Origin of the sequence: Blastomonas natatoria, from assembly GCF_003201955.1 — a bacterium.
Taxonomy (GTDB): domain Bacteria; phylum Pseudomonadota; class Alphaproteobacteria; order Sphingomonadales; family Sphingomonadaceae; genus Blastomonas; species Blastomonas natatoria.
Map to the genome: position 1 here is coordinate 121947 of NZ_QJJM01000001.1, position 21310 is coordinate 143256.

Annotated in this window: 23 protein-coding genes; 11 read left to right on the plus strand and 12 right to left on the minus strand. The window is 65.2% G+C overall.

Annotated features, from left to right (window positions below; all coding sequences use genetic code 11):
• Positions 1 to 55 precede the first annotated feature (55 nt).
• The gene (gene panC / locus C7451_RS00645; protein ID WP_110297401.1) at positions 56 to 901 is read left to right on the plus strand and encodes a pantoate--beta-alanine ligase; all 846 of its coding nucleotides are present in this window, start codon (positions 56 to 58) and stop codon (positions 899 to 901) included.
• 107 nt (positions 902 to 1008) lie between these two features.
• Positions 1009 to 1305 carry an SEL1-like repeat protein gene (locus C7451_RS00650; protein WP_023839049.1) on the plus strand — a complete coding sequence of 99 codons (297 nt, stop codon included), beginning with the start codon at positions 1009 to 1011 and terminating at the stop codon, positions 1303 to 1305.
• Positions 1306 to 1308: 3 nt separating this feature from the next.
• Here C7451_RS00650 and C7451_RS00655 read toward each other — a convergent pair whose 3' ends face one another.
• The 6 genes from C7451_RS00655 to C7451_RS00680 form a co-directional block, all read right to left on the minus strand.
• Entirely contained in the window at positions 1309 to 3363 is a 2055-nt protein-coding gene (locus C7451_RS00655) for a S9 family peptidase (protein WP_110297052.1), read from the minus strand.
• A 78-nt stretch (positions 3364 to 3441) separates the two neighbouring features.
• The gene (locus C7451_RS00660) at positions 3442 to 4590 is read right to left on the minus strand and encodes a GNAT family N-acetyltransferase (RefSeq protein WP_110297053.1); all 1149 of its coding nucleotides are present in this window, start codon (positions 4588 to 4590) and stop codon (positions 3442 to 3444) included.
• On the minus strand, positions 4587 to 5384 hold the full coding sequence (locus tag C7451_RS00665) for a glycerophosphodiester phosphodiesterase family protein (RefSeq protein WP_167398384.1): 798 nt from the start codon (positions 5382 to 5384) through the stop codon (positions 4587 to 4589). The genes C7451_RS00660 and C7451_RS00665 overlap by 4 nt, the downstream gene beginning before the upstream one ends.
• Positions 5356 to 5823 (minus strand): RidA family protein, encoded by a 468-nt coding sequence (locus C7451_RS00670; protein ID WP_110297054.1) that lies wholly within the window; start codon positions 5821 to 5823, stop codon positions 5356 to 5358. Before C7451_RS00670 ends, C7451_RS00665 begins: the two co-directional genes overlap by 29 nt.
• Before the next feature lie 25 nt (positions 5824 to 5848).
• Positions 5849 to 6454: an HAD family hydrolase gene (locus C7451_RS00675; RefSeq protein WP_110297403.1), complete on the minus strand. Its 606-nt coding sequence runs from the start codon at positions 6452 to 6454 to the stop codon at positions 5849 to 5851.
• Positions 6455 to 6536: 82 nt separating this feature from the next.
• Positions 6537 to 6827 (minus strand): DUF3572 family protein, encoded by a 291-nt coding sequence (locus tag C7451_RS00680; protein ID WP_244181462.1) that lies wholly within the window; start codon positions 6825 to 6827, stop codon positions 6537 to 6539.
• Between the two features lie 73 nt (positions 6828 to 6900).
• On the opposite strand from C7451_RS00680, the gene C7451_RS00685 reads away from it, so the two are divergent.
• Positions 6901 to 7263: a response regulator gene (locus C7451_RS00685; RefSeq protein WP_110297056.1), complete on the plus strand. Its 363-nt coding sequence runs from the start codon at positions 6901 to 6903 to the stop codon at positions 7261 to 7263.
• A 25-nt stretch (positions 7264 to 7288) separates the two neighbouring features.
• Here the strand turns inward: C7451_RS00685 and C7451_RS00690 are convergent, their stop codons facing one another.
• The gene (locus C7451_RS00690) at positions 7289 to 8536 is read right to left on the minus strand and encodes an acetyl-CoA C-acetyltransferase (RefSeq protein ID WP_110297057.1); all 1248 of its coding nucleotides are present in this window, start codon (positions 8534 to 8536) and stop codon (positions 7289 to 7291) included.
• A 62-nt stretch (positions 8537 to 8598) separates the two neighbouring features.
• Positions 8599 to 10461, minus strand: a complete 1863-nt coding sequence (locus tag C7451_RS00695; RefSeq protein WP_110297058.1) for an ABC-F family ATP-binding cassette domain-containing protein — start codon at positions 10459 to 10461, stop codon at positions 8599 to 8601.
• A gap of 259 nt (positions 10462 to 10720) precedes the next feature.
• Here C7451_RS00695 and C7451_RS00700 point away from each other — a divergent pair, with 259 nt between their 5' ends.
• The 6 genes from C7451_RS00700 (at position 10721) to C7451_RS00725 (ending at position 15704) form a co-directional block, all read left to right on the plus strand.
• Positions 10721 to 11329, plus strand: coding sequence for an EF-hand domain-containing protein (locus C7451_RS00700; RefSeq protein WP_110297059.1), 609 nt, complete (start codon positions 10721 to 10723; stop codon positions 11327 to 11329).
• A gap of 99 nt (positions 11330 to 11428) precedes the next feature.
• The gene (locus tag C7451_RS00705) at positions 11429 to 12163 is read left to right on the plus strand and encodes a response regulator (RefSeq protein WP_110297060.1); all 735 of its coding nucleotides are present in this window, start codon (positions 11429 to 11431) and stop codon (positions 12161 to 12163) included.
• Positions 12160 to 13566, plus strand: coding sequence for a sensor histidine kinase (locus tag C7451_RS00710; protein WP_110297061.1), 1407 nt, complete (start codon positions 12160 to 12162; stop codon positions 13564 to 13566). Before C7451_RS00705 ends, C7451_RS00710 begins: the two co-directional genes overlap by 4 nt.
• 50 nt (positions 13567 to 13616) lie before the next feature.
• Positions 13617 to 14630, plus strand: coding sequence for a porphobilinogen synthase (gene hemB, locus C7451_RS00715; protein WP_110297062.1), 1014 nt, complete (start codon positions 13617 to 13619; stop codon positions 14628 to 14630).
• A 6-nt stretch (positions 14631 to 14636) separates the two neighbouring features.
• Entirely contained in the window at positions 14637 to 15188 is a 552-nt protein-coding gene (locus C7451_RS00720; RefSeq protein WP_110297063.1) for a gamma carbonic anhydrase family protein, read from the plus strand.
• A gap of 9 nt (positions 15189 to 15197) precedes the next feature.
• Entirely contained in the window at positions 15198 to 15704 is a 507-nt protein-coding gene (locus C7451_RS00725) for a PAS domain-containing protein (RefSeq protein WP_110297064.1), read from the plus strand.
• 7 nt (positions 15705 to 15711) lie between these two features.
• Here the strand turns inward: C7451_RS00725 and C7451_RS00730 are convergent, their stop codons facing one another.
• A complete protein-coding gene (locus C7451_RS00730; protein WP_146215263.1) occupies positions 15712 to 15969 on the minus strand; it encodes a hypothetical protein in 258 nt (85 codons plus the stop codon).
• 155 nt (positions 15970 to 16124) lie between these two features.
• Between C7451_RS00730 and C7451_RS00735 the strand changes: the two genes are divergently transcribed.
• The gene (locus tag C7451_RS00735) at positions 16125 to 16487 is read left to right on the plus strand and encodes a DMT family protein (RefSeq protein WP_110297066.1); all 363 of its coding nucleotides are present in this window, start codon (positions 16125 to 16127) and stop codon (positions 16485 to 16487) included.
• A 55-nt stretch (positions 16488 to 16542) separates the two neighbouring features.
• The gene (locus C7451_RS00740; protein WP_244181464.1) at positions 16543 to 17070 is read left to right on the plus strand and encodes a thermonuclease family protein; all 528 of its coding nucleotides are present in this window, start codon (positions 16543 to 16545) and stop codon (positions 17068 to 17070) included.
• Positions 17071 to 17073: 3 nt separating this feature from the next.
• Here the strand turns inward: C7451_RS00740 and C7451_RS00745 are convergent, their stop codons facing one another.
• From C7451_RS00745 to C7451_RS00755, 3 genes are all read right to left on the minus strand, one after another.
• On the minus strand, positions 17074 to 18066 hold the full coding sequence (locus C7451_RS00745) for an aspartyl protease family protein (protein ID WP_110297067.1): 993 nt from the start codon (positions 18064 to 18066) through the stop codon (positions 17074 to 17076).
• An 80-nt stretch (positions 18067 to 18146) separates the two neighbouring features.
• Entirely contained in the window at positions 18147 to 20555 is a 2409-nt protein-coding gene (locus tag C7451_RS00750) for a ligase-associated DNA damage response DEXH box helicase (RefSeq protein ID WP_110297068.1), read from the minus strand.
• Between the two features lie 47 nt (positions 20556 to 20602).
• Positions 20603 to 21283: an NnrU family protein gene (locus C7451_RS00755; RefSeq protein ID WP_110297069.1), complete on the minus strand. Its 681-nt coding sequence runs from the start codon at positions 21281 to 21283 to the stop codon at positions 20603 to 20605.
• Between the last annotated feature and the right edge of the window lie 27 nt (positions 21284 to 21310).

The following is a 21310-nucleotide window of genomic DNA, read 5'->3' on the forward strand; positions in this document are numbered from 1 at the left end:
TTTGGCGAACACGCCGCCTGATGTTGCGGGGTTCCCTATCGGAGGCTTTACCAAGGTGCAAATCTTACGTCGGGTTGACAGGCTGCGGTCGGCTGTGTCGCTGCTCAGGGGGCAGGGGGGGCATGTCGCGCTCGTCCCCACCATGGGGGCGCTGCATGCCGGGCACATGCAGCTGGTGAAAGAGGCGAAGCAGCGCGCCGATCATGTCGTGGTGTCGATTTTCGTCAACCCGAAGCAGTTCGGGGCGAACGAGGATCTGGACGCCTATCCGCGCCAGGAAGAGACCGACGCTGCAATGCTGAGCGAGGCGGGCGTCGCGATCCTGTGGGCGCCGGATGTCGAGCAGGTCTATCCGCAAGGCTTTGCCACCAATATCAGCGTGGCCGGTGTCAGCGACGGGCTGTGCGGTGCAGCCCGGCCCGGGCATTTCGACGGTGTCGCCACCGTGGTCGCCAAGCTGTTCAACCAGGTTCAGCCCGACATGGCGCTGTTCGGTGAGAAGGATTACCAGCAGCTCGCGGTGATCCGGGCGATGGCGCGCGACCTCAATTTCGGGCTCGACATTATCGGTGTGCCGACCGTTCGCGATTCCGATGGTCTCGCGCTGTCATCGCGCAATGCCTATCTCTCGCCCGAGGAACGCGCTGCAGCAGCCATGCTGCCACGCGCCATGCAGGCGGGAATTGCCGTGATCGAGGCAGGCGGGCCGGTAAGGGTGGCTCTCGACGGCATCGAGCAGGCGCTGACCGCCGCCGGCTTTGCTTCCATCGACTATGTCACGCTTGCCGATGCGGCGACGCTCGAGCCGATGGACGCGGCTGATCGCCCGGCGCGTCTTCTGGTCGCGGCGCGTCTCGGCAGGACACGCCTGATCGACAACATGCCCGTAGCCCCGGTTTGATTGTAAAACTTCTGGCATGGTGTATGCCGAATTAACCATTTCTTCACCCCCCTTTTGCACTGTTCGCCTGTCGGAAAAACCGGCCATGCAATAGAGGGGCATGTGAGATGGCAAACAGTCTGAAGTCAGCTACCTTTCTGATCGAGAGTAAGCTCGCGGCGGCCGCGCGCGGCGATATCAACGCCTATTTCGAACTGGGCGTAGCGTTTTCCACCGGCGGCCACGGGGTCAATGTCGACCTGATCGAGGCGCACAAGTGGTTCAACCTCGCCGCCGTGAAAGGCCATGAGGAAAGCCAGTTGTGCCGCGCCGAAATCTCCGAAGAGATGACCGCACGGCAGATTGCCGAAGCCCAGCGCGAAGCTCGCGCCTGGCTCCAGCAGATCGCAGCGCGCGCTGCCTGATTTCTATTTCGGCGCTGCCTTGTTGCGGTAGCGTTCGAACCAGGCGATGATCGCCGAAGCCTTGGCCGCGCTCTGCGACGGCCTTGCCGCGATTCCGCCATGGCTGGCGCCTGGAACCTTGACCAGCGCCGTCGGCACGCCGACCAGCTTGAGCGCGGTATAATATTGCTCGGACTCGCTCACCGGGGTGCGATAATCCTCGCTGCCGACCACCACCAGCGTCGGCGTCTTCACATTGGCCACAAGTGAAAGCGGCGATCGCGCCCAATAGCTTTGCTGATCCTCCCACGGCATCTTGCCGAACCAGTATTTCGCAAAGAACGCCGGCCCGTCTGCGGTGAGCGCCTGGCTGGTCCAGTTGATCACTGGCTTCTGTGTCGCTGCGGCCCTGAACCGGTTGGTCTTGCCGACGATCCAGCTGGTCAGCACCCCGCCACCCGAGCCGCCGGTCACGAACAGCTGGTCAGGATCAACGACGCCATCGGCAATCGCCTTGTCGACCATCGAGATCAGATCGTCATAGTCATTGCCCGGATAGGCATGGTGGATGAGATTGGCAAATTCCGCGCCATAGCTGGTCGAACCGCGCGGGTTGACCGATAGCACCGCATAGCCCGAGGCGGCGTAAAGCTGGTTGTCGGTCGAGAAATGCGGGCCATAAGCCGAGAACGGCCCGCCATGAATTTCCAGAACCAGCGGCACGCGCTGCCCGGCGACATAGCCGGGCGGAAGGGTGAGCCAGCCCTCGATCTCGCGGCCATCGAACGAGGATGCCACGGTCATCTTGCGCACTTCGCCGAGCCGCCTGGAGGCCATGAGCGAGCTGTTGAGCCGGGTCAGCGCCCGCGTCTTGCCGCCGCTCGCCAGCATGACATCGGCAGGCCTGGTCGCACTGCCGCCCGAATAGGCGATGGTGCCGTTCTTCGCGATGCTGAACGAACCGCCCGAATAGGGGCGATCGAACGACGATCCCGACAATCCTCGCACGATTTCGCGCACCGATCCATCGAGGCCGATCCGCGCGACCAGCGTCTCGCCATGATCGTCATATTGGGCGATCAGTGCCTGACCATCCGGGGCCCAGACCATGCTGTCGATGCCGCGATCGAGCGTCGGTGCGATGGCGCGCTTGGCAGAGCCGTCGCGGTTCATCACATACGCCTGGGTGTTGTGATAGCCGAGCAGCTTGTCGTCAAAGCCGAGATAGGCGATTCTGCTGCCATCGGGCGAGACGACGGGCGATGCATCGGGTCCGTCCCGGTCGGTCAGCGCGGTGATGCGACCGCTGGCAATATCCAGTGCGTAGATTTCGCCATCCTGCGGGTCATTCTCCCAATCGGGCGAGCGGTTGCCGCTGAAATAGAGCGTCTGCCCGTCCTTGCTCCATGTGAGGCCGCCGCCGTCATGATAGTCGCCAAAGCTGAGCTGGCGCGGTGCGCCGCCAGTTGCAGGCACGACAAAGATCTTGTCGAAGCCGGGCTTGAGATAGCCTGCGCCATCGGCGCGATAGGTCAGCAGATCATAGGTTTCGAGCGGCGCCGCCCAGGTTGCACCCTCGGGCTTGTCGGGCGCCTTGCCCAGCTTCAGCCCCTCGCTGGGCACGAACATCGTATAGGCGATCTGCGTGCCGTCCGGTGCCCAGGCGATATTTCCGGGACTTTCGGGAAGGCCGGTGATCCGCACCGACTGGCCTGTGCCGACCCAGCGCACATAGAGCTGCGGCGCGCCGCCTTCGGCTGTGGAGACATAGGCAAGCCGCTTGCCGTCGGGCGACCAGCTGGGCTGACTGTGGCTGCCGGGTCCTGCGGCGAGCGGGGTCATCTCGCCGCTGGCATTGTCGATCAGCCAGATCGAGGAAATGGCGCGGTCGCTCATCACGTCGTTGGCGCGCCTCACGAATGCGGTCTTGCTGCCGTCGGGCGATATCTGCGGATCGGCGGCAGCTTCGAGCGAGAAGAGGTCCTGACCTGTCAGCCGGGTGTCCGGCGCGTTCTGCGCCAGAAGGGCGGTGGGGCTGGCAAAGGCGAGCAGCAGGATGGCCAGACGGGTTGCGCGCATGGAATCAGGCTTTCTGATGGAAGAACAAGGGTTTGAACGGACGATCGGGCACGATGGTGCGCCCGCTTGCCGCTCGCGTCAAGCCTGTCGCTCGCCCTTGCGGAAGGGCAGCATCTCGGTCAGCATCTCGCGATCGGCGGCTACCGCGGCGCGCTCGCGTTTCAGGAAATCGGCCACCGCGCGGCGGAAGCCGGGATCGGGAATGTAATGCGCCGACCAGGTGAGTTCGGGTGCATAGCCGCGCGCCATCTTGTGTCCGCCCTGCGCGCCTGCTTCCACCCGTGTCAGCCCCCGTGCCAGTGCCGCGTCGATCGCCTGATAATAGCAAAGCTCGAAATGCAGGAACGGCTTGTCCACAGTGCAGCCCCAATAGCGACCGTAGAGCGTGTCGCTGCCGATGAAATTGAGCGCACCTGCAATCGGGTGCCCCTCGACCTGGGCCAGGATCAGCAGGATGCGATCGGCCATCGTCTGGCCCATCAGGCTGAACGCCTCGCGTGTCAGATATGGCTGCCCCCATTTGCGGGCGCCGGTATCCTGGTAGAAGATCCAGAACGCGTCCCAATGCGCCTCGGTGATCATGTCGCCGGTCAGGTGGACGATTTCCACGCCCTCCTGCGCCCTGGCCCGTTCCTTGCGCAGGTCCTTGCGCTTGCGTGAGGTCAGCGAGCCGAGAAAGCCCTCGAAATCGCCATAGCCCTCATCGTGCCAGTGAAATTGCGTGTCGGACCGCATCAGCCAGCCCGCCTGTTCGAACAGCGGCAGTTGCGCGGGCTCGATAAACGTCGCGTGGACCGACGACAGGCCGTTCTGGTCCGCCAGATTCTCCGCCGCGCTGAGCATCGCTGGCGCCCATTGCGGATCGGCGAGCAGCAGGCGCGGGCCGGTGGCGGGGGTGAAGGGGACCGAAATCTGCAGCTTGGGGTAGTAATGCCCGCCCGCATTTTCCCAGGCATGCGCCCAGCTATGGTCGAACACATATTCGCCCTGGCTGTGGCTCTTGAGATAGGCAGGGATTGCAGCGACCAGCCTGCCGTCCTCGCCCTTGATGGTGATCGGCGCAGGGTTCCAGCCAGTGCCGCGCCCGACGCTGCCCGATTGCTCGAGCAGGCTCAGGAACGCGTGGGACACGAACGGATTGTCCCGCCCTGCCAAGGCGTCCCATTGCGCCGCGTCCAGCGCGGCGATGCTGCGACCGACCTCGGCGGTGATCGCGCGTTCGCTCATGGCTGGATTTGAGGCTGGGGCTGGCCGCGCTCGAAGATCGGCGCGTCGGCATGTTCAGCGGCGAGGGCATGCTGCTCGTCGGTCCGCACCGTCCAGGTCAGCACGGGCAGCCCGCGCGCCCGCTGGCTCGCGGCGAAGCTGCTCGGCAAATCGCGAATGTCATAGGCGAGGAAATCGGGCTTGGCGGCCCAAAGGTCGCGATGGCGACTCAGATTGCCCCTCCAGCCGCGCGCCTCCTCCTCGGTGATGACCAGCCCGCGCGTGATATGCTTGGCCTGCCGCCGGAACCAGGCGCAAACCGCAGGATCGAAGCTCATCACCGCCGCCTTGCCGCCATAGCCTTCCAGCGCGCGGCGCACCGCCAGGCAGAGCGGAGCAACATGGCCGCTTTCGGTCTTGATCTCGATCAGGATCGGCGCGCGCCCGCGAACGACGCCCAGCACCGCGCCCAGCTCTGCAATCGCGCCATTCTGGCCGAGCAGACGGATCTGGGTCAGTTCGGCGGCTGTCTTGCTGGCGACGCGGCCCTGCGCCAGCGTCAGCCTGCTCAGCGAAAAGTCGTGAAACACCACGGCGCGGTTGTCGACGCTGCGCTGGACATCGCATTCGATACCATGGCCCGCCGCAATCGCTGCGGTGAAGGCGGGCAGGGCGTTTTCCAGCACCGGCCCATCCCACATGTCGTCATGCAGACCGCGATGGGCATAGGGCTGCTCGCCCAGCCAGGCGATACGTCGCTGTGCTGGCGCGGGGGCCAGCCAGCGGTCAAGCAGGCCGAACGGCGACAATGGCATCGATTTCCACCGCCGCGCCCAGCGGCAGAACTGGAACGCCGACCGCGCTGCGGGAATGCTGTCCTGCAGGGCCGAAAACCTGCACCATCAGGTCCGACGCGCCATTGGCGACCTTGGGCTGGGCGTTGAATTCGGGCGTGCTCGAGATGAAAGCGCCGAGCTTGACGATCCGCTCGACCCGGTCGAGCGAGCCCAAAGCCGCCTTCATCTGTGCGATCAGCATGATACCGCAGGCGCGTGCGGCGGCTTCGCCCTGTTCGAGCGAGACATTCTCGCCCAGCCGGCCGGTCACGACCTTGCCGTCGATAAAGGGCAACTGGCCCGAGATGAAGAGCATGCCGCCCGCTTCCACGGCGGGAACATAGGAAGCGACGGGTGCCGCGGGCTGGGGCAGTTCGACGCCCAGTTCGGCGAGTTTCTGTTCGATCGTGTCGGTCATGCTTGTATCCTGTCAGAGCTGTGAATCAGGCCGCAGCCTGGATGCCCGGCGCGTGCACGCCTGCAGCGAAACGTTCGAGTATCCAGGCGAGCGCCTCGTCCCAGCGGTCGATGCGTGCATGGGCATGGCCGGCACTGGCGGCGCAGGCGATATGCGGAGCCAGGCCTTCCTCGCCGACCATGTGCAGCCGCCAGACATGTGGAACATGCTCGGTCGCCGACTCATGGTGCTGCGGCAGATCGTCGACAAAGATCGCGACGCGGGGATTATGCTCCTCGACGATCCGCTTGAGCGGTTCGCCCTTGGGCCCCTGGTTGCACACGACGCGGTGGTGGAGGCCGAAACGCGCGAGCTGTTCGCTGCGCGCCTGCTGGCGGTTGTCCATCAGGTTGGTCAGCACGACGATATCGGCATGCTCGCCTATGGTCTTGAGCGCCTCGATAGCCCCGGGGATGGGCATCTGTCGGTGCATCTCGGTGTCGAAGAACGCGCCCAGCAGCGGCCAGATATCACCCGGCTTCACGGCCTCGCGGGTCTTGCGGTCGATCAGCGCCTTGGCAAAATCGCCGCCGGAAAAGTCGAAATCGATATCATGCTCTTCATCAAGCCAGGCCTTGAACGGTGCGACCATGTACAGCAGCACCTCGTCACAATCGGTGACCAGCAATGGACGGCTCGGGGTGGCAATTGCGTTCACAAGGTCTCCATTCGGTTCAACTCTGTCGTTCCAGTTCGATCCGCGCATTGACCAGGCTGGCAGGCGTTGTCCCCACCGATTCGGCCGCTGCCACGAGATCCCGCTCGCACCCCTCCAGATAGCGGATGATTTCTGCCAGCATGCGGGGGTTGTCCGCACCCTTGCGAAGGCCATCCGCCGTCATGCCCGTCAACGCCAGCAGCCGCGAGGCGCGGTCGGCATCGCTCAGCAACCATCCGAGCGCCAGCAGCGCCAATGTCGCCGCGTCGCCGGATTCCCCCCCGTTTGACCTGATTGTGTCGCCCACGGCTTTCGCCTACATCCCCGGTTGGTATCAACCCACCGGACGTTCCCGACCGGCAGATTGGATAAGCGGTTCAGTGGCAAAAAGAGTGCTGGTTGTCGAGGATAACGACCTCAATCGCAAACTTTTCTGCGATCTGCTCACCGCGCATGGCTTTGCGGTGGAGGGGTTGGCAGATGGCCGCGAGGTGCTGGAGCGCGCGCGCCAGTTCGTGCCGGGACTGATCATCATGGACATCCAGCTGCCGCATGTCAGCGGGCTGGAACTGATCGAGGCCATCAAGGCCGATCGCGACCTCCGGCTCATCCCGATCATGGCGGTGACCGCCTATGCGGGCAAGGGCGACGAGGACCGTATCCGCGCCGCCGGGGCCGAGGGTTATGTGTCAAAGCCCGTATCGATCGGCCCGTTCATGGCGGCGGTGAACGCGCTCGTCTGAGCTGCGCCCACCGCCTCGCTGCGCGTCAGATACGCTCGATGATGATCGCCGGGGCCATGCCGCCCGCCGCACACATCGTGATCAGGCCATAGCGGCCGCCCGAGCGCTCGAGTTCGTCAAGCGCGGTACCGATGAGCATCGAACCCGTTGCGCCAATCGGATGGCCCAGCGCCATCGCGCCGCCGTTGATGTTCACCTTCTCGCGGTCGAGTTCGAGATCGCGGATGAACTTTTCGGCGACGACGGCGAATGCCTCGTTGATCTCCCAGACGTCGATATCGTCCTTGTTCAGCCCCGCGCGTTCCAGCGCCTTCTTTGCGGCGGGGACCGGCGCGTTGAGCATCAGCGTCGGGTCATCGCCCATGTTGACATAGGTGACGACGCGCGCGCGCGGCTTGAGGCCGTGCTTGTCGGCATAATCCTTCGAGGCAAGCAGCACGGCGGCGGCGCCATCGACCACGCCCGAGCTGTTGCCCGCGTGATGCACATGCTCGATCTTGAGGTCGGGATAGCGCCGGTTGATCTGCTTGCGGAAGGTGGTTCCGCCGATCTCGAAATCGGCCATGCCGGCAAAGGCCGGCTTCAATGCGGCCAGGCTTTCGGCAGTGGTATCGGGGCGGGGAAACTCTTCCTTGTCGAGCGCGACGGTGCCGTCCGGGTTGTGTACCGGCACGACCGACTTGTCGAAACGGCCCTCGGCGATCGCGCGTGCGGCGCGCTGCTGGCTGACCAGGGCCAGCGCATCAAGATCCTCGCGCGAAATGCCCTCCATCGAGGCGATCGCATCGCCGCACACGCCCTGGTGCGATTGCGGGTGCAGCTCGTCGAGCGCAGGGTTGTGCGATCCCATCAGCGGCGGCGGCATGCCGGCATTGGCTTCGGCAGCAGCGACGACCTGGGTATAGCTCATCATCTCGGTACCACCGGCGATGACGCAATCTTCCATGCCCGACATGATGGCGGCGGTGGCGAGGTTGACCGAGGTGATGCCGCCACCGCAGAAACGGTCGAGCGTCATGCCGCTCGCCTTGATGTCATAGCCCGCCGCCAGCGCTGCCATGCGGCCGAGATCGCCGCCCTGCTTGCCCTTCTGGGTCGAGGTGGACCAGATCACGTCGTCGACCGTCGCGGTGTCGAGCCCGTTGCGCTCCTTGATCGCCTTGAGCACGGTCGCGGCGAGATCCTGCGGATGCAGATGCGACAGCGCGCCCTTGCCGGGCTTGCCGACCCCGCGCGGGGTGCGGACGGCATCGATGATATAGGCTTCGGCCATGGTTCGGCTCCTCTCGACTGGTTTAATCGTTCGGTTAAACCACTCGGAAGCGCCCGGCAAGCCTATTCCAGCGCCTCGAGCATTTCGTTGTTCTCGAGCCAGGATGCCTCGACCTCGGCGAGCTCGTCCGCAATCTTGGAACGGCGTCGCGACAATTCGCTCATCGTCAGCTTGGCCAGTTCGCCGCTCGCCGACGAAGGATCGAACATCGCGCGGTCGATCTCGCTCATCCTCGCCTGGAGTGCTGCGATCTGCTTTTCTGCCGCGCTCACCTTGTTGCGGATCTGCCGGGCCTGTTCGCGGCGCTCGGCCTCGGCCTTCTTGTCTTTTTTCACCTTGGGCTTGGCCTCGCCCTTGGGCTGATTCACGCCCAGGATGAAGTCGATATAATCGTCCATGCTGCCCGCATATTCGGTGGCCGTGCCGCTATCGACCAGCACCAGACGGTCGGCGGTAAGCTCGACCATGTGCCGGTCATGGCTGATCAGCAGCACCGCGCCCGAATAGTCGTTGAGCGCCTGGACCAGCGCCTCGCGCGCATCGACATCGAGGTGGTTGGTCGGCTCGTCGAGGATCAGCAGGTGAGGCGCATCGCGGGTGATCAGCGCGAGCGCAAGCCGCGCGCGCTCTCCGCCCGACAGCGTGCCGACCTGAGATGTCGCGCGGTTGCCCGAAAAGCCGAACCGGCCGAGCTGCGCCCGCACCGCTGCCGGGGTCTTGCCCTGCATCGCGCGGGTCATCTGTTCGAGCGGGGTGCTGTCCGCCTCGAGCTCTTCGACCTGATACTGGGTGAAATAGCCGACCTGCATCTTGCCCGCAGTGTTCATCGCGCCGTCCATCGGCGGCAGCTGCGCGGCGAGCAGCCGGGCGAGCGTGGTCTTGCCGTTGCCGTTGCGCCCGAGCAGGGCGACCCGGTCATCCGGGTCGATGCGCAGGTTCAGCCGCTGCAGGATCGGCTTTTCCTCCGAATAGCCGACGGCGGCGAGGTCGAGCGTGATCAGCGGCGGCCTGAGCTCCGACGGGCTCGGGAAATCGAAGCTCAGCGACGGGTCCTCGATCAGCGCGGTGATCGGCTGCATCTTTGCGAGCATCTTGGCGCGCGACTGCGCCTGCTTGGCGGTCGATGCACGAGCCGAGTTGCGCGCGATATAGTCCTGCAGCTTGGCACGCTGCGCATCCTGCGCCTGTTTCGCGGCCGCAAGCTGTGCGGCGCGTTCGGCGCGCTGGCGCTCGAAACTGTCATAGCCGCCGGGATAGAGCGTCACCTTGCCGCCCTGCAGGTGCAGGATATGGTCGACGACATTGTTGAGCAGATCGCGCTCGTGGCTGATCACGATCAGCGTGGCGGGATAGGCCTTGAGGAAATTTTCCAGCCAGACCGTCGCTTCGAGGTCGAGATGGTTGGACGGTTCGTCGAGCAGCAGCACATCGGGCTGCGAGAACAGGAGGGCACCCAGCGCGACGCGCATCTTCCAGCCGCCAGAGAAGCTGTCGAGCGGGCGGTTCTGCATCTCTTCATCGAACCCGAGGCCGGTGAGGATGATCGCCGCGCGCGAGGGGGCACTATAGGCGTCGATCGCGAGCAGCCGTTCGTGCACATCGCCCAGCCGATCGGGATCGGTGCAGGTCTCGGCCTCTTCGAGCAACGCGGTGCGCTCGACATCGGCGGCGAGCACCGTATCGAGCGGCGTCCTGTCGCCATGCGGCGCTTCCTGCGCGACATAGCCCAGCCGCGCGAGCCGGGGCATGTCGATCTCGCCGTCATCGGGCTCCAGCTCGCCAATCATCACCTTCATCAGCGTCGATTTGCCCGCGCCATTGCGGCCGATCAGGCCGACGCGGCTGCCCGGAGGAATGGCCGCCGTCGCGCCGTCCAATATGGTGCGGCCACCCAGGCGCACGGTGATGTTGTTCATCGAAAGCATGGGATGAGCGCCTATCAGCAGACGCGGCGTTCGCCAAGCGGTCCGATGCTGCGGCGCAGCGAAAAGCCTTGCATGGGGATGAACGGGGTGGTCGATCTGATACACTTTGCGACACTTTTGCCGGGCTGGCGGCATAGAAGTGCGACAATGCCGGGCTAGAACAGTGGTCATGGGAGCCGCTTCGGACCGTGACCTTGCCCCCTGCTAGCCTGGTCCGGAGCGGCTTCCGCCCCCAAGATGGAACTGAAGGAATACCCCCATGAAGAAGACCCTCATCGCCGGCGCTGCGCTGGCTGCAATGCTCACCGGCAGCATGGCGCTTGCACAGCCCGCGCCCGCCCAGAAGCGCGGCCCCGATGCCAATCAGGACGGTGTCGTCACTCAGGACGAGGCCCGCGCCCAGGCGCGCAAGATGTTCGAGCGCATCGATTTCAACAAGGACGGCAAGCTCGACAAGGCCGATCGCGATGCCCGCATGGCCGAGCGCTTCAAGAAGCTCGACACCGATGGCAGCGGCGAGGTCAGCCTGGCCGAGATGACGGCCGCCCGCGAGGCGCGGCAGGAAAAGCGTGCCGAGCGCATGGCGATGCGCGCCGATCGCGGTCCTGGTGAGCCCGGTGCCCGCATGGGCGGCAAGTGGCGCGGAGGCCACAAGATGGGCGGGCGCGGCATGCGCGGCGGGATGATGCGGCTTGATGCCAACAAGGATGGCGCCATCACCCTGGCCGAGTTCGAGGCTGGTGCCCTGGAGCGCTTCGCCCGCCACGACACCAACAAGGACGGCAAGATCACCCAGGAAGAGCGCGCCGCCGCGCGCGAGGCGATGAAGCAGCGCTGGCAGGAGCGCAAGGCTGCGCCGCAGGGCTGATCGTCGGCCTGACCCACTTCCGGCTCCGGGCGCAGACTCCCCTGATGCGCCCGGGGCCGGTTGCCTTTCTCCGCCGCTCCCGGCACATGCTGAAGCCCGATGACCGATCCTGTCCATATCCTGTTGATCGATGACGAACCGACCCTGCGCGAGCCGCTGGCCGAATATCTTGTGGGCCAGGGCTTTGCCGTGACCGAGGCAGGCGATGCAGCGAAGGCGCGTACGCTGATGCGCGACCAGCGCTTCTCGATCCTGCTGCTCGACATCATGATGCCGGGCGAGGATGGCCTCAGCCTCTGCCGCCATGTGGCGGCACAATCGGAAACGCCGGTCATCCTGCTCACCGCCAAGGGCGAGGCGATGGACCGCATCATCGGACTGGAAATCGGCGCGGACGATTATGTCGTCAAGCCCTTCGACCCGCGCGAGCTGGTGGCCCGGATCAAGACCGTGCTGCGCCGTGCCGCGCGCGTGCCCCAGCCTGCCGAAGACGAGATCCAGGGCTTCGAGTTCGATGGCTGGACGCTCGATACCGTCAAGCGCCGCCTGACCGATCCCGATGGCGCGCTGGTTCCGATTTCCACCGCCGAGTTCAAGCTGCTCCAGGTGTTCTGCGAACATGCCGGTCACGTGCTCAACCGCGACCAGCTGCTCGATCTGGCGCATGGCCGCGAGGCGCATCTGTTCGACCGGGCGATCGACAATCAGATCAGCCGCTTGCGCAAGAAGGTGGAGGCGGACAATCGCAGCCCCCGCCTGATCAAGACGGTCTGGGGCGGAGGCTATACCTTGGCCGCGCGCGTGCGCCGCCTCGCCAGTCCGGGCGCAGCATGAACGTGCTCAAGCGGTTCTGGCCTTCGAGCCTTGCTGGACGGCTGCTGCTGACCATCGCCCTGGCGTTGCTGGTGGGGCAGCTGGTGAATGCGGCGCTGCTGGTCCGCGCTCAGCGCGAACAGGCGCTCGACCGGATCGCGGCAGAGGCTTCGGTCAGGCTGATTGCCGCCACCGATCGCCTGCAGCAGGGCCGCCCGCTGCGCGAGCGCTTTGGTGGCCGCATCGAGCGAACCCCGGGGTTCCGGCTGCGCCGCACCGATCTGACGCCGGACAATCCGGTCCAGCCCGATATGCGTCCGGTTCCGGCGTTGGTATCGCGGCTTGAGGCCATCCTGCCGAGCTATGGCGTATCGCCCCTGGCGATCGACGCGGCGCTGATGCCGGCGCCCCCCCGCGCTCGTCGGGTGGACCGGCTGGCTGCTGAAATCGGTGGGCGCAATGAGCATCCGGTCAGCCAGCTGGCCTTGATCGCCGTTCAGCGACCAGACGGTCAGTGGCTGAGTGTCCGCGTTCCTGTCCCCGAGGCGTCGGTGCGCATTCTGGCGACCATCATCGGCCAGACGGTGATCCTGTATGTGATCATGCTGGTGCCTCTCATCTGGCTGACGCGCAGGATCGCCCGATCGATGGGCGTGCTGCGCGATGGGGTGGCACAGTTCGAGCGCACCCAGGAGGCACGGCGGATCGAGCCGTCCGGACCCAGCGATCTTGCCGACCTCACTCGCTCCTTCAACGCGATGAGCGCGCGGATCTCTGCCATGCTCAACGAGAAGGACGTGATGCTCGGCGCGATCGGTCATGACCTGAAGACCCCGCTCGCCGCCTTGCGGGTGCGGGTCGAATCGGTGCCCGATGATCGCCAGCGCGAGCGGATGGTTGCGAGCATCGACGACATTACCCGCACGCTCGACGACATCCTGACGCTGGCAAGGATCGGCCGAACCGCCGATGCGCCTGAGCAGGTCAATCTGGGCGCTCTGGTCGAGATGATCGCCGACGAGTTTCGTGACCTTGGCCAGGATGTCGCGCTGGAAGATACCCCGCGCATCGTCGTGCCGTTGCAGCTGACCTGGATCCGGCGGGCATTGCGCAACATCATCGGCAACGCCGTGCGCTATGGTCAGCGCGCACGGGTCAGCATCGCGCCGCGGGCGGGGCATGTCGCGATTGTCATCGACGATGACGGCTCCGGCATTCCCGATGACCAGATCGAGCGTATGTTCGAGCCGTTCACCCGGCTGGAGGCATCGCGCAACATGGCGACTGGCGGGACCGGCCTTGGTTTGACGCTCGCCCGCGCGATCCTGCAGCAGCATGGCGGATCGCTGCGTCTGGAGAACCGTCGCGGGGCAGGCGGGGCGATCGAGGGGCTGCGTGCGGTGCTGACATTGCCGGCGCAATAGGAGCGCCAACACCGCTTCCCCTGCAGGGGTCCAGTCGCTAAGACTGTTCCATGAGCTTTACACCCATCGCTTCCGCCTATCCCGCTACCCGCTTGCGCCGCGTGCGTGCCACGACGTGGAGCCGCGACATGGTGCGCGAGACGAGCCTGTCTCCCGCCAATCTGATCTGGCCTCTGTTCGTGACGGACGGCGAAGGGGTCGTCGAACCGATCGCATCTCTGCCGGGCGTCTCGCGATGGTCGGTCGACGGAATTGTCGAACGCGCGCGTGAGGCGGTGGATCTCGGCATCCCCTGCCTGGCGCTGTTTCCCAATACGCAAGCCGACCGGCGCAGCGAGGATGGCAGGGAGGCGCTCAATCCCGACAATCTGATGTGCCGGGCGATCCGTGCGATCAAGGATGCGCTGGGCGATTCGATCGGTGTGCTCACCGATGTCGCGCTCGATCCGTATACCGCACACGGCCAGGACGGCTTGATCGACAGTGACGGCTATGTGCTCAACGATGCGACGGTGGAGGTGCTGGTCGGCCAGTCATTGAATCAGGCCCGGGCAGGCGCGGACATCATCGCGCCCTCGGACATGATGGACGGTCGCATAGGTGCGATCCGTGCCGCGCTGGAAGCGGACGGCCACCACAATGTCCAGATCATGAGCTATGCCGCCAAATATGCGAGTGCCTTCTATGGCCCGTTCCGCGACGCGGTGGGCTCTTCTGGCCTGCTCAAGGGCAACAAGAAGGGTTACCAGATGGACCCTGCCAACACCGACGAGGCCTTGCGCGAGGTCGCTATGGACATTGCCGAGGGGGCGGACAGCGTGATGGTCAAGCCCGGCATGCCCTATCTCGATATTGTCTCGCGGGTAAAACAGGCGTTCGGCGTGCCGGTCTATGCCTATATGGTCTCGGGCGAATATGCGATGATCGAGGCAATGGCAGCGGCAGGCGCGGGGGACCGCGACGCTGTGGTGCTGGAAAGTCTGCTTGCCTTCCGCCGTGCGGGGTGCAGCGGGGTGCTGACCTATCATGCTGCGCATGCCGCGCGCCTGCTGGCAAAGGGCTGAGCGATCATGAACGACGTGTCGATCATCAGCCTGCACGGCAAGACCCCGCGCATCCACGACAGCGCATTCATCGCGCCCGGTTGCCGCATCATCGGCGATGTCGAGATCGGCCCCGATGCCAGTATCTGGTACAATTGCGTGATCCGGGCCGACGTGAACCGCATCGTCATCGGCGCGCGCACCAATGTGCAGGATGGCACCGTGATCCATTGCGACAGCCCGCGCCCCGGCGCTCCGCAAGGCTTTCCCACGATCATCGGAGAGGATGTGCTGATCGGCCATATGGCGATGGTGCACGGCTGCATTCTGGAGGACCGCGCATTTGTTGGCCTGGGCGCGATCGTGATGGATGGCTGCCGCATCGGCGGTGATGCCATGCTGGCGGCAGGTGCGATGCTGACGCCGGGCAAGTCCATGCCTTCGGGCCAGCTCTGGGGCGGGCGGCCGGCGCAGTACATGCGCGATCTCCCCGAGCCGGCGATCATGGGCATGCGCATGGGCGTCGCGCATTATGTCGAGAACGCCAAGGCGCACCGGGCAGCCTGCAGCGAGGGCTGAGATTGCGCCATGGGCGTGACCCTGATCGAACATATCCCGTGGATCTGCGCGCTGGTGGCGACCCTGGCCGCGCTCGAACTGCTGCGGCGGCTGCGGCTGGCGCATTGGCAATTGCAGGCGCAGGGCGAGGGCCAGGGGGGCAGCGCCCAAGCGCTGGAACAGGCATTGTCGGTTGGCAGGATCGGCAACTGGCACTTCGAATGGTCGGACACCTCGCTTGTCTGGTCCGACGAGGTGTTCGCCATCTACCAGCGCGATCGGAGCCTCGGGGAGCCTTCGATGTCTGAGGCGATCATGGCCTATCATCCTGACGATCGCCGCAAGGTGCGCGAGGCGGTGCAGCGGGCGCTCGACCATGGCGACGACATCAATCTGCACGCGCGCCTGGTCAACAATGCCGGGGAGGTCCGCGAAATTCTGGTGCGCGGCACCAGCCGTCATGGCAGCGACGGAACGACCACCGGCGTGCTGGGCTTCATCATCGATCTGGGGCCAGCGGCCCAACAGGCGGGTTGACCCGCGATCAGCCGCCCCGATAATCGCGCGGGGGCACGAAACGCTCGCCCCGCGCCCGCGCGGTCATCGCTTCGTCCGCAATGGCGGTCTTGCGTTCGACCGCGGCGATGCGGGTCGCCTTCCGCTTCGTGAGGCCTCCGCTTTCCTGGCCAATGGCCGTGGCAATCTTGCGGATTTCATCGCCGCGCGTGCCGATGATCAGCGCCAGAAAAACCGATGCGAGCGAGATCGACATGAAGGAAATGAACAGATTATCCGGTGACATACTGACCCCCATTTTTGGCGTTGGTGATGGTTTGAGTGACGTCTGGTTAAGCAGGGCCTGCTGCGAAAGGTTAAGCAGGCGTTGACGACAGATTTATCTTATCTTTACCTCCCAGGGCCCGTTCCGGTCCTCCCGACATCGTCTGAAAGCCGTTCATGCCCAACCAGATCGCCCCAACCCTGGTGCTGCTCACCATCTCGAACATCTTCATGACGATCGCCTGGTACTGGCATCTGAAGGGCGGTCCGGCAGCCGCAGCGTCGCGCCCGCTCTTCTGGGTGATCCTGACCAGCTGGGGCATTGCGCTGATCGAATATTGCTTTGCCGTGCCTGCCAACCGCATCGGCTTTGCCCATGGCTGGACGCCGGGACAGCTCAAGGTGGTGCAGGAGGCGCTGGCACTCACCGTCTTCGGCGTGTTTATGGTCACGGTGCTCGGTGAGGCGCTGGGCTGGCGGCACTTTGCGGCCTTTGCCTGCATCATGGCGGGGGTGGGCTTTCTGTTCGTCGGAAAGTGATGCGGTTCGTCGTGCGGGTAAGTTTTGATTTACCTGTCGGGAACATTCTGCGGCGATGGCTCGGCTCCGTTCCATTCCTGCATCGCGAAACGACAGCACGCGCCCGTTCGTGTTGGGGATCGCTCTTGCAGCGCTTGTCGGCTGGAATGCGCCGGACTGGATCGGGCCGAAAGCCGCCGGGCCGATGACCCTGACAGGTCCGGCTGGCTTTGCGACCGGGTCGGCACCAGCATCCGGCACGACCCATTTTCCCATATGCGGCAATGGCCCGCGCGTCACCTGCGTGGTCGATGGCGATACCTTCTGGCTGCAAGGGGAGAAGATCCGCGTGGCCGATATTGATACGCCCGAAATCTCTTCTCCGCGCTGCGATGCCGAACTGCGCCTCGGCCAGCGCGCCAAGGAACGGATGCAGCAACTGCTGAACGCGGGGCCAATCGCACTGGAGCCGATAGACCGCGCAACCGACCGCTATGGCCGTTCGCTGCTGCGCGTCACCCGCAATGGCGAAAGTCTGGGCGGAACGCTGGTGGGCGAGGGGCTGGCTGTGTGGTACGGGAACGGCAAGCCTGACTGGTGCTGACGTTCAGATCTTCGCGCGTTCTGTCTTCACCCGGGCCGCTCTTGGCATGTCGAACAGCACGCGGCGCTGCTTGAAATCGATCATCATCCGGCTGAACTGGCGCAGGGTGCTCATGCCCAGCAGCAGTGCCGGAGTCTTGTCCAGGCCCAGCTCGCGGAACGCATCGGCATCGGCAAAGACGATCGGCACATAGTCGAACTGCGCGCGCCCGATGCGGAAATCCGCTGCCAGACCGGCATCGGCCATGATCGCCTGGCCGGTGACCGATGTGAGCGTCGCCTGCTGTGCGCTCAGCTTGTTCGATGCGCCCAATCGCTTGAGCAGCGCCAGATTGCCGATATTCGATTGCGCGCCCGTATCGATCACCACGCTGATCCGCTTGCCCCCCAGGGTGGCATCGGTGAAGATCAGCTGGCCCGATTTGCGTCGCGCGCTCACGACGATCTCGAAGTCGCTGGTGTGCGGCCGCTCGGTGATATCCTCGACGGTAATCGCGTTCTCGAGGAAGTCGAACAGGATGCGCTGGTCCTGCAGGCCGTCGAGCCCGAGAATTCCATCGGCGCCGATATGATGCGATTCCAGCATCGGCGCGACCAGTTCGCCGTAATTGCGGCGGCCCAGCGTCACCTCCGGCAGATAGACGGTCTGCACCATCTTGCTGCCCGCGATGCTGACCAGCCGCGCGATCTCCGCCATTTCGAGCGACAGCACCGAAGCGATGTCGCTGGAAACCACGGTACGCTCCGACCCGGTATCGATCATGAACGAGAAAGGACCGCGCCCGTCGATGCTCACCGGTACGGTCATGCGGGCAGCACGATCGCGTGCAAGGTCGATCGTTTCCGCGTTGCCGGCCAGAGCATCGGCCTCGGTCATTTCGCCGACCGTGGTGTTGGCAAAGCCGCTTGCGGGGAGCGCGTCCTGCGCCAGCGCGGCGGGCGAGACGGCAAGAGCCGCCCAAAGGGTCAACGTACCGACCAGCGGGCGATACAGCATCTGTTTGATCCTCTCACGCCGCAATCCGTGCGGCCTGTCATTATGCGTCAGATGTAACACGTCGCTGCATCGGCTGACAATCAGTCTGCGCGCATTGCGGTGGCGGCGAGCGATTCCGCCTCGGTCAGCAGCGCATCGTCGGTCGATCCCTGCGCGACGCTTTCGCGCCCGATCATCACCAGTACCGGCACCGCGAGCGGGCTGACCCGTTCCAGCTCGACATGCAGCATCGTGCCCGCAGCGCGGTCGAGCAGATCGCCCAGCCGCCCGATATCGGTCATCCGCGCGCGCGCATCGGCCCAGGCGGCCTCCAGCAGCACATGGTCGGGCTCGTACTTGCGCAGCACGTCATAGATGAGGTCGGTCGAGAAGGTGACTTGCCGCCCGGTCTTCTTCTTGCCGGGATGCTGGCGCTCGACCAGTCCGCTGATGATCGCGACCTCGCGAAAGGCGCGCTTCAGGAGGTACGAGCTTTCGACCCAGTCGGTAAACTCGTCCGCCAGAATGTCTGCGGAAAACAGGTCGGCAGGGTTGGCGACGCGCTTCAGGCTCCAGACGGCGAGCGCATAGTCATTGGCGACAAAGCCCATCGGTTGCAGGCCGCGATCCTCCATCCGCCGGGTGATGAGCATGCCCAGCGACTGGTGCGCGTTCCAGCCCTCGAACGGATAGCAGACCATGTACTCGCGGCCATGATGCGGAAAGGTCTCGACCAGCAGCTGATCGGGCTCGGGCATGGCAGAGCGCCAATCCTGCATTTCCAGCCATTCGCGCACGTCATCGGGAAAGCGCGCCCAGCCCGCGCGGTCGGTCAGGAACTCGCGCACCCGTGACGACAGATGCGTGGTCAGCGGCATGCGCGCGCCATTGTAGCTGGGGATCTGCGTCGCCTTGGCCGAGGCCTTGACGATCAGGTCGAGATCCTTGATTCGCTCGACCTCCAGCCCCATTCCGGCAAAGACGAAGGTGTCGCCGGGCGCGAGCTGCGCGGCGAAATCTTCCTCGACCCGGCCCAGCGAGCGGCCGTTCCTGAAGCGCACGTCGAGCATCGGGGTGTCGACGATGATGCCGGCATTGAGCCGATAGGCCTGTGCGAATTTCGGGTGCGCCAGCCGCCAGGTGCCGTCCTTCTCGCGTACCAGGCGCTTGAACTTGTCATAGGCGCGCAGCGAATACCCGCCATTCTCGACGAACCCGAGCACACGCAGGAACGCCGCGCGGGTGAGCGCGCTATAGGGCAGGGCGGATTGCACCTCGGCGCACAGGGCGTCCTCGTGGAACGGCCCCGAACAGGCCAGGCCCAATATGTGCTGCGCGAGCACGTCGAGCCCGCCGGGGCGGAAGCTTTCGCCATCGCGCTGGCCCTCGTTCACCGCGTCGAATGCCGCCTGCGCTTCCAGATATTCGAAACGGTTGCCGGGGACCAGGATCGCCTTGGAAGGGCAATCGAGCCGGTGGTTGGCGCGGCCGATGCGCTGCAACAGCCGCGACGATCCCTTGGGTGCGCCCATCTGGATCACGCAATCGACATTGCCCCAGTCGACTCCGAGATCGAGGCTGGCGGTGGCGACCAGCGCGCGCAGCTCGCCCCGCGCCATCGCGCCTTCGACCTTGCGCCTCGCCTCGACCGAGAGCGAACCGTGATGGATGCCGATCGGCAGATGCTTCTCGTTCAGTTCCCACAGCTTCTGGAAGATGAATTCGGCGAGGAAGCGTGTGTTGCAGAAGACGAGCGTGGTCTGGTTGCGCTCGATCTCCTCGAGTACCTGCGGCACCGCATAATGGCCGCTATGCCCGGCCCAGGGCACGCGATCGTCGGTGATCAGGATGGTGAGGTCGGGGTCCGCGCCCGGCTCGCCCTCGACCAGCGCGACCGTATCGATATCGCCATGCGGGGCGAGCCAGGCGCGGTAGCTGTCGGCATCCGCCACCGTCGCCGACAGCGCGACCCGGCGCATACCGGGGCTGAGCGCCTGGAGCCGGGAGAGCGAGAGGCTGAGCAGATCGCCGCGCTTCGACGCGGCAAAGGCGTGCACCTCGTCGATGATCACGGTCTTCAGGCTCGCGAACATCTCGGCGCTTTCCGGATAGGAGAGCAGCAGGCTCAGCGATTCAGGGGTGGTCAGCAATATGTGCGGCGGGCGCGCGCGCTGCCGGGCCTTGCGGTCCGAGGGCGTGTCGCCGCTGCGCGTTTCGATGCGAACGTTGAGCCCCATGTCCTGCACCGGCGTCAGCAGGTTGCGCTGCACGTCATGCGCAAGGGCTTTCAGCGGTGAGATGTAGAGCGTGTGCAGCCCGTCCACTGCCTTGCCGTCGGCGAAATCGCGCAGGGTCGGCAGAAACCCGGCGAGCGTCTTGCCAGCGCCGGTCGAGGCGACGAGCAGCGCGTGGCGACCCGCATCGGCCTGATCGAGCATATCGAGCTGATGCCGCCTTGGCGACCAGCCGCGCGCTGCAAACCAGTCGGTGATGATCTCGGGCAGCGCCATGGCGGCGATATAGGGGGCGTAAGCGCCGGACTGAAGGGGAGGGGGTGTCAGAGCCAGCGGAAGATGCCCGCCGCGCCCACGCCCAAGGGCATATGCGCCCATTGCGCGGCCAGCCAAAGCACGATCCCGCCGATCAACGCGGCCCAGCCGGGAAAGGCGAGTCCGCGCCCGAACGGCACGAAGCTGGTGTGCGACTGCCAGTGCAGCCAGGCATCGCCCATCAGGACGAACTTCTTGCCGTCCTGCAGCTTCGCGCCGACCAGCGCGAGTGTGACGATCGCGCCGCACAGGATGAAGGTATCGATGCGCGGTGCGACAAGGATATGTGCCACGCCCCAGAGCGCGAAGCCCCACATCATCGGGTGACGGGTGATGCGGAACACGCCGTGCGGATCCTTCACCGCGATGCGCTTGGCAGCCGCCTCGGGCACGGGCAGGGCAGGGTTGCCGATCAGCGAGCCGACGAACAGGATCGCGGAGACGAGCATCAGCAAGGTCGACACCGCCCAGAGCAGGTCATTCGCCGCCCAGAAAGGCGCGGTCACCGGCGCGCGCTGGAAGCCCTCGACCATCAGGAACAGGGTGGCGAACGACACCAGAGTATAGGCGATCTGGAAGCCCTTGTCCCCCAGCCGCCGGACCAACCCGGCACGCAAGGGGTGCGACATCGCGAAATGGCTGCCGACAAAGCCGACCGCCCCCGCCAACAGCATCGCGTAATCCTGCATCGCCGCCCGTCCCCTGCGTGACAGGAG